Here is a 12,111-nt window from a genome sequence, read left to right as displayed (position 1 = left end):
CCCGGTAAGCTCATCTGACGTTGCATCAATGCGCGCTTTGCGGAAGATTTCTGTCGCACCTGCGGCAATCAGGATCACCGACAATTGCAATAATCCGTCTTCCAACAGCGAGTCGAGTAACTCATGCTGATCGACAATTCGGTCAATGACGCGAATTTCCGTTACCAGGTCGTAGCACTTATTGAAAATCAATAGCATGAAGCCCGATTCGAACATCAGGTTGCTACCGATGATTTTTCGCGAAATAAAGTAGATGTATACGATCAGCAGTAAAGACCCGCTCTCAAAGAACAAGTCGTAGATGGAGTCCACTTCAATGGCCTGAGAAACCAACAGCGAAACGGCTGCAGAGAAGAGGAGAATAACAATAATGTTGAAAGCGGCAGAGTGAAATCTCAAAACAGTTACGCTTATTATTAATTAACTCAACATAAGTTAAGCCATTTTGAGGTAAAAAATAAAGCGGCCGAGGCCGCTTTATATCATTTTTAATGATAGTTTGGATAAAAACTAGTTATCTACTTTAAGTTTCTGGAAGTATTCGTCGTAGATGACGCTTGCTTCACCGACTTCATCCTGCCATTCACCGCTGTCCATTACTGATTGCGGAGGGAAGATCATTGGATCATTCGCAAATTCTTTTGGCAGCAGAGCATGTGCTGTTTTCACTGGTGTAGGGTAGCCGATTTCCAGTGCAATTTTGGCTGCGTTTTCTGGACGTAGCAGGAAGTCGATCATCTTATGCGCTGCATCGATGTTCTTCGCACCAGCAGGAATAGACAGGCTATCCATCCAGAAAATCGTGCCTTTTTCCGGCCAGATAATGTCGATAGACGCTCCTTCCTGACGGGCCATATAAGCCGAGCCATTCCACAGCATACCCAGTGATACTTCACCAGCCAGGTATGGGTTAGCAGGGAAGTCTGAGTTGAAAACCAACACGTTTGGCATCAGTTTCTTCAACTCTTCATAAGCTGCTTTGATTTCATCTGGGTTCGTGGTGTTCGGAGAATAGCCAAGCTTTGTCAACGCAATGTGGAAGACTTCACGTGAGTCATCCATTAGCATCAACTGACCTTCCCATTTAGGGTCCCACAGATCATCCCATTTAGAGACAGACGATTTGTCCAGCATGTCAGAGTTGATGCCGATGCCCGTCGCGCCCCAAATGTAGGGAATCGAGAAATTGTTGTTTGGATCAAATGGTTTATTCAGGAAATTGGTATCCAAATCAGCAAAGTGAGAAAGCTTGCTCTTGTCGATTTTCTGTAGCATGCCTTCTTTACGCATCTTAGATACGAAGTAGGTGGAAGGGACAACCAGATCGTAACCAGACCCTTGAGTCTTCAACTTAGCGTACATGCTTTCGTTGGACTCATACGTCGAATAGATCACCTTAATACCGGTTTCCTTTGTGAAGTCTTCCAGCACTTCATTCGGGATGTATTCAGACCAGTTATAGAAGTACAACTCTTGGTCAGCCGCCATTGCAGGTGAAGCGAACATTGTCGCCGCGCAAAGTGCGCTTGCATACAGTTTACTTTTCATTACTTTTCCGTTTTTGCTTTGCAAAGCCCGAGCACACTCATCCAATTTGGAACTCTTTGAGTCTGGCCGTAGGCAAGAAACCCATTTACCTGTGTTCAGATAAATGCCGCAACGCATAAGTATATCAGTCACAAACGAAAATAGGCAGCAAATGCTGCCTATTTTTAATGAGTTAGCGTTAAATTTCGTCAAACTGACTCAATAACGCAAACACGCATTACTGGCCGGCTTTGAGTTTCATGAAGTAGTCTTCATACTTAACTGTCTTATCCCCCACAGCCGCTTGCCATTCCACGCGATCCAGGTCTTCCTGGGAAGGGAACAGTGCCGGAATGTCACTGAATTTGTCGTTTGACGCCTTCACCGCGGTCAGGTAGCCCGTGTCACGAGAGATCTGTTCCGCAATTTCAGGACGCAACAAAAAATCGATCATCTTGTGCGCCGCCTCAACGTTCTTCGCTGTTGATGTAATCGCAAAGTTATCAACCCAGCCGATACCGCCTTCTTTCGGGAAAACTAACTTCAGTGGCAAGCCTTCTTTTTGAACCGCTGCCGCGCTGCCGTTCCACAGCATACCTAAACCGACTTCACCAGACAGGTATGGCGCAGCAGGGTTGTCAGAGTTAAACACCAGAACGTTAGGCATCAGCTTCTTGAGTTCTTCATAGGCTTCGTCGATCTGCTTGTCGTCTGTAGTATTACCAGAGTAACCCAGTTTACGCAGTGCAATGTGGAACACTTCACGCGTGTCGTCCATCAGCATCAGTTGGCCTTCAAGTTCCGGCTTCCACAAGTCCGCCCAGCTTTGGAAATCTTCTGGATCGTACATATCAGTATTGACCGCCAATCCCGTAATAGCGACGACGTGTGGAATAGAGTAGTCGTTGTTTGGATCGTAAGGTTTATCCAGATAGTTAGGATCCAGGTTTTTGAAGTTCGACAGCTTCGATTTGTCGATCTTCTGTAGCATGCCTTCATCACGCATCTTCGATACGAAGTAGGTGGACGGCACAACCAAATCGTAACCCTGATTATGCGTCTTTAGCTTGGCATACAAAGTCTCGTTCGACTCGTAAGTCGAGTAGATGACTTTGATACCTGTTTCTTTGGTAAATTGTTCCAGAAGGCTGCTGTTGATGTACGGCCCCCAGTTCATAAATACCAGTTCCTTGTTTTCGTCCGCCTGAACTGTTCCTGAGAACAAAGACAGCGCACATGCACTACCAGCTAATAAAGTAGCCCATTTTTTCATTTACGTTAGCTCCAAACCAAACGTTGCCCATTGCATAACTATAGGCGTTAGATAGAAAAACAGAATGACAAAAATGCCATTCTGTTCGTAGTGTTGATTCTTTCAATCACTCGTGAATTTTACTTCACTTTTTCTCTGGCTAACAACTGAGAAATGATCACCAAAGCTAAAGAAACAACCAACATAATGGTAGCAAGGGCATTCACCTCTGGAGAGATCCCCACTTTCACCATTGAATAAATTTTAAGCGGCAGAATTTCATAAGTTGGTCCGGTCACGAATGAACTGATGATCACGTCATCCAGAGACAGGGTAAAGCTCAATAACCAACCGGCAGCAACAGCCGGTTTTGCCAGTGGAAGGATGATCTTATTCAGAATGGTCCATTCACTGGCTCCCAAATCTTTTGCCGCTTCCAGCATTTTGACATCAAAACCGTTCAAACGACTGTAGACGGTAACAACCACAAAAGGCAGACAGAATGTGATGTGTGCAACTAACAGGGTGAAGAAGCCCAGTTGCGCCCCTATAACCAAGAACAGTGCCAACAATGAAATTGCCATCACAATATCCGGGGACATCATAACCACAAACAGCATACCGTTGACCGCTGCTTTTCCCTTAAACTGGTAGCGGAATAGGGCAACAGCAGTAAGGCTACCAATAATGGTTGCAGCCGTTGCAGAAAAGACAGCAACATTAAGAGAGTGCCAAGCCGCTTGCATCAGGCTGTCGTTGTTGACCAGGGTCTCATACCATTTAGTGGTAAATCCGCCCCATTTCATACCGAACTTATTGGCATTAAACGAGTTTACAATCAACACGATGATTGGCAGATACAAAAATGCATATACCAGAGTCATAAAGCTAAATCTAACTGTACGTCCCATTAGTCCAGCTCCACTTTCTTATTCAACAGTTTCCCGGCGCGATAGTAAGCGTAAAGCATGATGGCCATCGCCACGGTAAGTGCAATACTGGTTGCCGCACCAAACGGCCAATCACGCGCGTTAAGCACCTGACTTTTAATCACATTACCAATGAGCAGGTTCTTAGCGCCGCCCAACAGGTCAGAGATGTAGAACATCCCCAGAGCTGGCAGCAGAACTAACAAACACCCACCGATGATGCCAGGCATGGTTAACGGCAGAATCACTTTTGTCAGAGTCTGTATCTTGTTGGCACCCAGATCGCGAGCCGCTTCTATGTAAGTGCCGTCCAACTTTTCGATAGCAGAGTAGAGCGGCAGAATCATAAATGGCAGCAGGATATAAACAAGACCGATCATGACCGCTGTTTCGGTATACATCAAACGCAGTGGTTTATCGATGATATCCAGGTACATCAGGCTTTTATTCAGGATCCCTTGAGTTCCAAGTACGATTTTAAGGCCGTAGGTACGGATAAGAGAGTTTGTCCAAAACGGCACAATCACCAGAAACAACATGAAAGGGCGCCACTTTGGCGGCATTTTTGCGACGATGTAGGCAAATGGATAACCAATCACTAAACAGATCAAGGTTGCGATGATCGCCATGTAGAATGAGTGCATCAGCACTTTTGCGTACAAGGGATCCGCCAAACGCACGTAGTTGTCCAGCGTGAAGGTCATCTCGATCAGATTTGCCTCATCACGCGTCAGAAAACTCGTGCCGATAATCATGAGGTTGGGGATCAGAACGAACAGACCCAACCAACCTACAATCAATGCGATAATCGCATTTTGTAAATTAAGCTTTATGCTCATCGTTCAATACCACTTCCCAGCTTTCAACCCAAGTGATGGCGACTTTCTGCCCCAAAGAGTGATCCACATCGGGATCGTCTTCATTAAAGAACTCGCTGACCATAACGCGCATACCAGATTCAAGCTCAATCACAGAATCCAGCGTCATACCTTTGTAGGTACGCTCAGTGACGTGTCCAACGATACCGCGCTCTTCAGACTCTTTGATTTCTTCAATACGTAAATCTTCCGGGCGCAACAACACCTGAAGTTTGTCACCCGCTTGTGCCGGTTTATCGTAGTAGACGACTGATTCGACACCTTCAATGTCTGCGCGGATACGTTGTTCGTCCAGGCGTTCTACCATGTAGGCATGAAATACGTTGATCTCGCCGATAAAGCGAGCCACAAACAGATTTTTCGGCTCTTCGTAGATCTCGCGCGGAGAGCCGTCCTGTTCAATCACGCCCTCACGCATCACAATGATACGGTCAGACATCGACAGGGCTTCTTCCTGATCGTGCGTGACGAAAATAAACGTGATACCCAGTTGACGCTGAAGTTGTTTAAGCTCAATTTGCATCTGTTTACGTAATTTGTAATCCAGAGCCGAGAGGGATTCATCGAGTAGCAGAACTTTGGGCTTATTCACCACCGCGCGAGCGATCGCAATACGTTGCTGCTGACCACCAGAAAGTTGATGAGGTTTGCGCTGGGCCATCTTTTCCAGACGCACCATACGCAGAGCTTCCATCACGCGTGGTTCGATGTCTGAGGAAGCGACTTTCTGCATGCGCAGGCCAAACGCGACGTTCTCAAACACCGTCATGTGCGGGAATAGGGCATAACTTTGAAAAACAGTATTTACGTGTCGCTGCTCAGCAGGTAAGTCAGTCACATCTTGATTATCAAGGATAATGTTGCCATTGTCTGCGGTTTCAAACCCCGCAATCATCCTTAATACTGTCGTTTTACCACAGCCTGAAGGCCCGAGAATGGTTAGAAATTCGCCATGGTTTACGTCTAGATTTAAGTTGCCGATGATTTCCTTGCCATCGAAGCTCTTGCTGATTCCAGTTAAGCGGATAACTGGTTGTCCTGCTGGTTGTTTAGCTTTCAACGTCTGTTTTTCTCCACCTTGGTCTCCGGCTTTTCCGGGGGTAATTGACCTGTCGTTATACACTTGAGGCGCGCATCATAATCACCATAAGTGTGAATTCATAGTCTTTTCTCATCTTGAAACACAAAATATTTTGCAGGTGAAAGTAAACTTTTTTTACCATACTGACTTTATGCTTTATACAAGATAAACAAGTGTTTAATTATCGACCATCCGGATGAGAAAGCAAGCACAGGTCCGTGATCTCAATTTTAGAGTCGCGAACATTTCAGTATAATTACATCAATCTATTACCAACACATCAGGTGAATGCGATCGTGGCGAGCACCTTGGAATTTATATGAACAGTGACTTCGAGAAAGACATTAACTTAGGCGGTAACATCGAAACGGCGATTTCAGGCCAGTATGACTTGAAAGCAGCGGATGTATTCAAAGAAGCCTGGAACCATACGATTAAGCATTTTCTTTCCTTCTCCCCGGCGATTGTGATGCTACTGGTCGTGCAGATCGCGATTTTCTACGTCGCATTGAAATTGCAACTGGGTGATCCGTCGGTAATTTTCAATATCGTGGTGGATCCGGAAAACATGGATCCCGGTGTATTTCAGGCAATTTTCATCGCCAACTTCAGTTACGAAGTCATCAGTGCGCCTATCTACGCAGGCATTTGTATGATGGCTATGAGCCATGCAGCCGGTCTCAACACCAAATCACGCCACATAACGAAAGGACTTCAGTTTACCGTTCCGGTCATTCTCGCTACATTGTTCAGTTTATTGTTGCAGTGGCTAGCCGGGATGATTCTGCCGTTTTTATCGATGTATCTGTCACTGGCTTTCAGCAATACGATTTTGTTAATCTGTGAAAAACGTATTCCGCCAATGCAGGCATTGCTGTTGTCACTGCGTGCCGTTAACAAAAAGATTTTTGTCTTGGCGGGCATTTACCTGCTATTAATGCTGATGTTCATCGCAGCAGCAATGTTTTACGGAATTGGACTGATTTTCGTGCTTCCGTTCTTTTTCCATGTTAAAGGTATTATTTACCGTAACATGTTCGGCATTCGCCTGAAAATTGTCGCGACGGATAACTCAAGCAATAACGACCAGAACAAAGGCTCTCCATTCTTTGATGCATAAAAAACTCCTCATTAGTCTTACAGCAGCTGGCCTTATCGCCAGCTGCAGTTTGTATTACGCGCAAGCGCCGCAAGAATCGGTTAGTCTCGAAGGACACAAAGTCGGCGAAGCACCTGACTTTGCCTCGATTCAAGATGTCACAACACGAAAGCACCAGTTTTTCAGCTACCTCAAACCCGGGATTGCGCTTGAGAATCAGCGCATCCTCAAAGAGCGTATAAGACTTGAGTCAATTGACAAGAAGTATCGGTCGTCTCAACTGACCGACGAAGATACCGAATATGCTAAACGCCTGGGTAAGTTGTACGACACCGAGCTTCCGGCCCAAGGAGTGGATGAAAACTGGCTGGCTGACATGTTGCACCGGGTTGATGTGATTCCAGAAGCGTTAGTCTTAACTCAGGCTGCCAATGAATCGGCGTGGGGAACCTCTCGTTTTGCCCGGGAAGCCAACAATTATTTTGGTCAGTGGTGCTATACCGCAGGCTGTGGGCTGGTTCCGTCCCAACGTCCGGACGGTATGACCCACGAAGTAAAGAAATTCCGCTCCGCCCAACAGTCCATTCATGGCTACTTCATGAATGTGAACCGTAATCAGGCGTATCATGATCTGCGGGAAATACGCTATCAACTGCATAAACGAGGTGATGACTTGTTGAGCCTGGACGCCGCAATGGCGATGAGTGAAGGGCTGACGAAATACTCAGAGCGTGGTCAGCAGTACGTGAACGATCTGCGGGTTATGATGCGACGCAATGAACCATACTGGATAGAAGAATAAGAACAGGATATGAAAAAACTACCTCTCGCTTTACTGGCAACAACCATGCTGATGGGCTTCCCAAGTCAGGCTCAAGAATACATGTTCACGTACTCCAAGTTGTTTTCTCAGATGAAAGCCAACAGCAAAGAAGGGCACGATGACGTCAAAGTGGGCTTCTTCTTTGTCAACGCCGACTCCAAGCAGCTGTGCAACATTGAAAAAGCCTGGATGGAAAAAGAAGAACATTACGAAGAGTTAACCATCTCTCCTCACAAAGAGTTAATCGTGCCGCTGGACAACAATTTGCGTAAAGCCAATCCTTTGGTCTTCGTACACACTCCAATGGATCAGCGGTGTGATTTTTCTATGGTGGTTATGACCAAAGAACCACTGAACGGTAAAGTGACTTACGAAGAGGTCAAAAAGCTGTTGCCGCAAATGCAGACCATTCTAGAAGATTTGGGAGGCATGTTTGCCAGCTGGTTTACGCCCGATGTTGAGGGAGTCACGCTGGAGTTTGCGAGCAAGTTAACCAGCGAGATCCAGCTTTCTGATGGTCGCACGATTGCCATTGAAAATGGCAAAGCTCAGGTGGCGTTGGCGGATATTGGCGAAGGCGGGTACATGATCTTACCGGAAAACACCGTCAGGGTGCTTCCGTATTTACCCAAGGCAAAGAAGTAATAAAAAAGGTGACCTCTGGGTCACCTTTTTTAGCATCAAGAAATCGTTGTCACATCTAACTTCAGGCTCGGATCGAACTCCTGAACGCGCTCTTCATCGTCCATCACCTGAGCCGGCATCTCTTCTTTATCAAAGCCGATATCGCCACCGTTGATTACACCAGAGTCGCGATTGATCGATTTAAAGTCAAACAGCTCGAAATCCGCCAGATGGCTCGGTACCACATTCTGCATCGCGCGGAACATCGTTTCAATGCGCCCTGGAAATTGCTTGTCCCAGGTATTCAACATCTGTTTGATGTTCTGACGTTGCATATTTGGTTGAGAGCCACACAGGTTACATGGGATGATCGGATACGCACGCATTTCAGAGTACTTAATAATGTCTTTTTCACGGCAATATGCCAGTGGACGAATCACCACGTGTTCACCATTGTCTGATACCAGTTTTGGTGGCATGCCTTTCATTTTACCGCCGTAGAACATGTTCAGGAACAGCGTTTCAATGATGTCGTCACGATGGTGGCCCAATGCGATTTTTGTAGCACCCAGTTCTTTCGCCGTGCGGTATAAAATACCGCGGCGCAAACGTGAACAAAGAGAGCAGGTGGTTTTACCTTCCGGGATTTTATCCTGAACGATGGAGTAAGTATCTTCTTCAACGATCTTGTACTCTACACCTAAGCTATCGAGATACTCAGGTAGAATGTGCTCAGGAAACCCTGGTTGTTTCTGATCCAGGTTTACCGCTATCAGTTCAAACGAGACTGGCGCGCTCTTTTGCAGACTCATCAAGATCTCCAGCATGGTAAAGCTGTCTTTACCACCGGACAGACACACCATAATGCGGTCGCCATCTTCAATCATATTAAAATCAGCGATAGCCTGGCCAGTATTGCGGCGCAGACGCTTCTGAAGTTTATTGAAGTTGTATTGTTGAGCTTTGGTGCGCTCTTGAGTTTGCTCAGTCATCAGCTTGCAGTCTTGATTCAGTGATTAAAAATGAAGTGCGTATGATACGGATATATAGGCGAGATACCAGATCTAATCGGTACTTAGAACAAAAAAATCCCCGGTATCAAACGGGGATTTTCACTGTCGGATTCGGATTCACATCAGATGGCTTCGTTCGGGTCGAGCGGGCTGATGTAACCAGCGGGTTTCAGTGCCAGAACATCACAATTAATTTTATCGATAACATGCTCAGCAGTGTTACCAATAAAGACAGCGGACAGCCCTGTACGTCCTGTGGTGCCGAGAATCACCATGGCGGCACTGAGTTTCTCCGCCGCTTCTGGTATCACGTCTTCAGGCAAGCCTTGCTCCACGATGGTTTGCTCTTCTGCAATACCGTGTTTTTGGCGTAGTGCTTTCATGGACGTTAAATGATGGCCACGTACGGCATCCGTATAGGTTGCCGGATCAAACTCGGGTAGTTCAATCGTAATATTGGCTGGCGTAACCGGATAAGCATTGACCAAATAAGGCGTCGCACCAAACCGATCTGCTATGTTTTGCAACTGTTCCACCATACGATCGTTGAGGTCCAGGTGGGTGTCGTTTTCAGATCCCACATGAACAGACGCAATCACATTGGCATCTTCAGGCCAATACGCATTTTTAACCAGCAAGACCGGGCAAGGGCATTTACGCAACAAATGCCAGTCTGTCGGGGTGAAAATAACCGATTCCAGCACGTCGTGTTTGCGGGTGCCTTTGATCAGAATGTCATGACTGTTTGAAAAGACCTCGGCAATAATGGCCTCGTAAGGGCGATTATGCCAGACCACGACAACATTGAAGTCAAACGAATTGTTGATGTATGGCTCTGCGACTTTTCTCATCCACTGCTCACGCTGATGAATCACACCACGTCGCATTGCATCACGCTCTTCTGCAGAAAGCATTGAGGTCATGTCGTAGGAGAAATCATAAATGGAAAGGAAAAAAGTCACACTGCTGCGAGACCGGCTTTTCTCGGCCAGTTGCACTGCGCGGGCTAACGCCGGTTGTTCATCATGATTGATGTCAGCAACGACAAGAATTTTGCTATAGATACTCATACCAGCTCCTTAACGTGGAGGAGAACCATAAGATTACTGTAGCGCAAATCGTTGAGAACGTTTAGAAAAAAAGGGAAGAAGCGAGGAGATTTATGATGTAGCTCAGCTTTGAGCTACATCATTGAGATTACTGACTATTCTGACGTTACGCCAGCTAATTCCATCAGGGCATCATGATTCAAAATAGTGATGTATTTGCCTTTCACACTCAAAATTTCTGATTTCTGGAAACGGCCCAGAAGGCGAGAAATCGTTTCTACGGTTAAACCCAGATAGTTGCCGATATCACCACGTGTCATGGTTAAACGGAACTCACGAGGACTAAAGCCACGTTGGGAGAAGCGAGTAGAGAGGTTGTAAAGGAAAGCCGCCAGACGCTCTTCTGCGTTTTTCTTTGAAAGCAACAGGATCATTTCCTGGTCGCCTTTAATTTCGTTACTCATCAGGCGCATGATTTGCTGACGAAGCTTTGGCATTTTGCCTGACAGGTCATCCAGAATTTCGTACGGAATCTCACACACCATCGATGTTTCAAGAGCCTGAGCAAAGCTTGGGTGGCTGTCTCCAGTAATCGCATCAAAACCAACCAAATCACCGGCTAAGTGGAACGCAGTGATCTGCTCATCACCCTGTTCTGTGATGGTATAGCTTTTGATCGTACCTGAGCGGATGGCGTAAAGCGATTTCAGATCGTCACCTGCTTTAAACAGTTCCTGACCTTTTTGAATCGGCTTTTTACGCTCGATAATTTGATCAAGCTGATCCAGTTCAGCTTCGTTGAGCGTAAACGGAATGCAGAGTTGACTGATACTACAATCTTGACAGTGAATGGCACAACCACCAGATTGAATGCGTTTTGTAGCAGGTTTTTCAGAAATCATAACAACCTTTCACTATTTGATTTACATCAATATTTTAGCACCCATTAACCACAAAGGATAGTTAAAAAAGCGTCTTAAAAACAGCTGGCTAAGCCGCAGATGACAAAATGGTTAATGCGCCGAAGGCAGTATACACACCATAACCCAAGATTAAAAATGCACTGATGTTGCGAAACAGGCCGGACTGTTGGATTTTCTGAAAATAGTTGGCGCCATAGCCTACGAACAGCATGGCGGGAAGGGTACCTGCTCCGAATGCCAGCATGATTAGCGCGCCGTTAACCGCACTACCGGAAACCGCAGACCAGGTCAGTGTCGAATAAACTAAACCGCAAGGCAACCAGCCCCAGATCACACCGAATGGCAAGGCATGCAATGAGGATTTTAATGGCAGAAGTGATTTGCCCACAGGAGAGATATAGCGCCAGACAGATTGACCCAATTTCTCTACTTGCAGCAAGCCATTCCACCATCGGCCTAAATAGCACGCCAGCAAAATCATAAAAATAGCGGCTATTAAACGGAGCCAAACCAAGGCGGAATTAAGTTCGCTGACTTCAGCCAATGTGGACACAGAACCGCCGACAAGCGCGCCAACCAGAGCATAACTGATGAGGCGGCCAGTATTATAAAGCAGGGGAATAACTCGTTGTTTACTATGGGATTGCTGACCAAGGGAGAGCAGGGAAGCTAAGCCACCACACATACCCATACAATGTCCAGCGCCGACAACACCAATCACAAAGGCCCCAAGAAAATCCGGGCTCATTGCCGATCTTTCTCCTGAGGGTGCTCATCTTCGTCAAACAAAATGTTGTGTCCCTGACGCTCTAGATCTTCAAACTGCTCGCTCTTCACTGCCCATAGGAAGATAGCGGCCGCGACTGCGACCAGTACAATCGCAATCGGAATCAGAATATACAGGCTTTCCATT

General features: G+C 46.3%; 13 protein-coding genes and 1 pseudogene. 3 read left to right on the top strand and 11 right to left on the bottom strand.

Going from position 1 to position 12,111, the window contains the following annotated elements; all coding sequences use genetic code 11:
• The 6 genes and pseudogenes from CAG64_RS23550 to potA form a co-directional block, all read right to left on the bottom strand.
• Positions 1-399 (bottom strand): annotated as a pseudogene (locus CAG64_RS23550) (GGDEF domain-containing protein); the annotation flags it as partial.
• A 111-nt stretch (positions 400-510) separates the two neighbouring features.
• The gene (locus CAG64_RS23545; RefSeq protein ID WP_021703281.1) at positions 511-1,548 is read right to left on the bottom strand and encodes an extracellular solute-binding protein; all 1,038 of its coding nucleotides are present in this window, start codon (positions 1,546-1,548) and stop codon (positions 511-513) included.
• A gap of 217 nt (positions 1,549-1,765) precedes the next feature.
• Positions 1,766-2,800, bottom strand: coding sequence for an extracellular solute-binding protein (locus CAG64_RS23540; protein ID WP_161448372.1), 1,035 nt, complete (start codon positions 2,798-2,800; stop codon positions 1,766-1,768).
• Positions 2,801-2,919: 119 nt separating this feature from the next.
• On the bottom strand, positions 2,920-3,690 hold the full coding sequence (potC, locus tag CAG64_RS23535) for a spermidine/putrescine ABC transporter permease PotC (RefSeq protein ID WP_021703279.1): 771 nt from the start codon (positions 3,688-3,690) through the stop codon (positions 2,920-2,922).
• Positions 3,690-4,547 (bottom strand): spermidine/putrescine ABC transporter permease PotB, encoded by an 858-nt coding sequence (gene potB, locus CAG64_RS23530; protein WP_161448374.1) that lies wholly within the window; start codon positions 4,545-4,547, stop codon positions 3,690-3,692. Before potB ends, potC begins: the two co-directional genes overlap by 1 nt.
• Positions 4,531-5,691, bottom strand: coding sequence for a spermidine/putrescine ABC transporter ATP-binding protein PotA (potA, locus tag CAG64_RS23525; protein ID WP_161448376.1), 1,161 nt, complete (start codon positions 5,689-5,691; stop codon positions 4,531-4,533). The genes potB and potA overlap by 17 nt, the downstream gene beginning before the upstream one ends.
• A 295-nt stretch (positions 5,692-5,986) precedes the next feature.
• On the opposite strand from potA, the gene CAG64_RS23520 reads away from it, so the two are divergent.
• Genes CAG64_RS23520 through CAG64_RS23510 form a run of 3 tightly spaced genes read left to right on the top strand, consistent with a single transcriptional unit; the run spans position 5,987 to position 8,234 of the window.
• Complete coding sequence (locus CAG64_RS23520) at positions 5,987-6,787, top strand: hypothetical protein (RefSeq protein WP_021703276.1); 801 nt, start codon at positions 5,987-5,989, stop codon at positions 6,785-6,787.
• On the top strand, positions 6,780-7,568 hold the full coding sequence (locus tag CAG64_RS23515) for a glucosaminidase domain-containing protein (protein WP_161448755.1): 789 nt from the start codon (positions 6,780-6,782) through the stop codon (positions 7,566-7,568). The genes CAG64_RS23520 and CAG64_RS23515 overlap by 8 nt, the downstream gene beginning before the upstream one ends.
• 9 nt (positions 7,569-7,577) lie before the next feature.
• Positions 7,578-8,234: a DUF2987 domain-containing protein gene (locus tag CAG64_RS23510; RefSeq protein ID WP_021703274.1), complete on the top strand. Its 657-nt coding sequence runs from the start codon at positions 7,578-7,580 to the stop codon at positions 8,232-8,234.
• Between the two features lie 35 nt (positions 8,235-8,269).
• On the opposite strand, the gene ttcA is transcribed toward CAG64_RS23510, so the two are convergent.
• From ttcA to ccoS, 5 genes are all read right to left on the bottom strand, one after another.
• Positions 8,270-9,205, bottom strand: coding sequence for a tRNA 2-thiocytidine(32) synthetase TtcA (gene ttcA, locus CAG64_RS23505; RefSeq protein WP_021703273.1), 936 nt, complete (start codon positions 9,203-9,205; stop codon positions 8,270-8,272).
• Positions 9,206-9,348: 143 nt separating this feature from the next.
• Positions 9,349-10,296, bottom strand: a complete 948-nt coding sequence (uspE, locus tag CAG64_RS23500; RefSeq protein WP_021703272.1) for a universal stress protein UspE — start codon at positions 10,294-10,296, stop codon at positions 9,349-9,351.
• 134 nt (positions 10,297-10,430) lie between these two features.
• The gene (locus CAG64_RS23495) at positions 10,431-11,177 is read right to left on the bottom strand and encodes an FNR family transcription factor (RefSeq protein ID WP_021703271.1); all 747 of its coding nucleotides are present in this window, start codon (positions 11,175-11,177) and stop codon (positions 10,431-10,433) included.
• Positions 11,178-11,265: 88 nt separating this feature from the next.
• A complete protein-coding gene (locus tag CAG64_RS23490) occupies positions 11,266-11,946 on the bottom strand; it encodes a sulfite exporter TauE/SafE family protein (RefSeq protein WP_161448757.1) in 681 nt (226 codons plus the stop codon).
• A complete protein-coding gene (gene ccoS / locus CAG64_RS23485) occupies positions 11,943-12,110 on the bottom strand; it encodes a cbb3-type cytochrome oxidase assembly protein CcoS (protein WP_021703269.1) in 168 nt (55 codons plus the stop codon). Before ccoS ends, CAG64_RS23490 begins: the two co-directional genes overlap by 4 nt.
• Between the last annotated feature and the right edge of the window lies 1 nt (position 12,111).

The organism is Vibrio sp. V38_P2S17PM301 (genome assembly GCF_009904845.1).
GTDB classification, from domain to species: domain Bacteria; phylum Pseudomonadota; class Gammaproteobacteria; order Enterobacterales; family Vibrionaceae; genus Vibrio; species Vibrio proteolyticus.
The sequence above is the reverse complement of the archived record's forward strand: the minus strand, read 5'-3'. Positions and strand labels throughout refer to the sequence as shown.

Excerpts from the sequence above, each read along its gene's own strand:
- CAG64_RS23545 (WP_021703281.1), bottom strand. The coding sequence starts at position 1,548 with ATGAAAAGTAAACTGTATGCAAGCGCACTTTGCGCGGCGACAATGTTC.
- ttcA (WP_021703273.1), bottom strand. The coding sequence starts at position 9,205 with ATGACTGAGCAAACTCAAGAGCGCACCAAAGCTCAACAATACAACTTC.
- CAG64_RS23495 (WP_021703271.1), bottom strand. The coding sequence starts at position 11,177 with ATGATTTCTGAAAAACCTGCTACAAAACGCATTCAATCTGGTGGTTGT.
- CAG64_RS23515 (WP_161448755.1), top strand. The coding sequence starts at position 6,780 with ATGCATAAAAAACTCCTCATTAGTCTTACAGCAGCTGGCCTTATCGCC.
- uspE (WP_021703272.1), bottom strand. The coding sequence starts at position 10,296 with ATGAGTATCTATAGCAAAATTCTTGTCGTTGCTGACATCAATCATGAT.
- CAG64_RS23490 (WP_161448757.1), bottom strand. The coding sequence starts at position 11,946 with ATGAGCCCGGATTTTCTTGGGGCCTTTGTGATTGGTGTTGTCGGCGCT.
- potB (WP_161448374.1), bottom strand. The coding sequence starts at position 4,547 with ATGAGCATAAAGCTTAATTTACAAAATGCGATTATCGCATTGATTGTA.
- CAG64_RS23510 (WP_021703274.1), top strand. The coding sequence starts at position 7,578 with ATGAAAAAACTACCTCTCGCTTTACTGGCAACAACCATGCTGATGGGC.
- CAG64_RS23540 (WP_161448372.1), bottom strand. The coding sequence starts at position 2,800 with ATGAAAAAATGGGCTACTTTATTAGCTGGTAGTGCATGTGCGCTGTCT.
- CAG64_RS23520 (WP_021703276.1), top strand. The coding sequence starts at position 5,987 with ATGAACAGTGACTTCGAGAAAGACATTAACTTAGGCGGTAACATCGAA.
- potC (WP_021703279.1), bottom strand. The coding sequence starts at position 3,690 with ATGGGACGTACAGTTAGATTTAGCTTTATGACTCTGGTATATGCATTT.
- ccoS (WP_021703269.1), bottom strand. The coding sequence starts at position 12,110 with ATGGAAAGCCTGTATATTCTGATTCCGATTGCGATTGTACTGGTCGCA.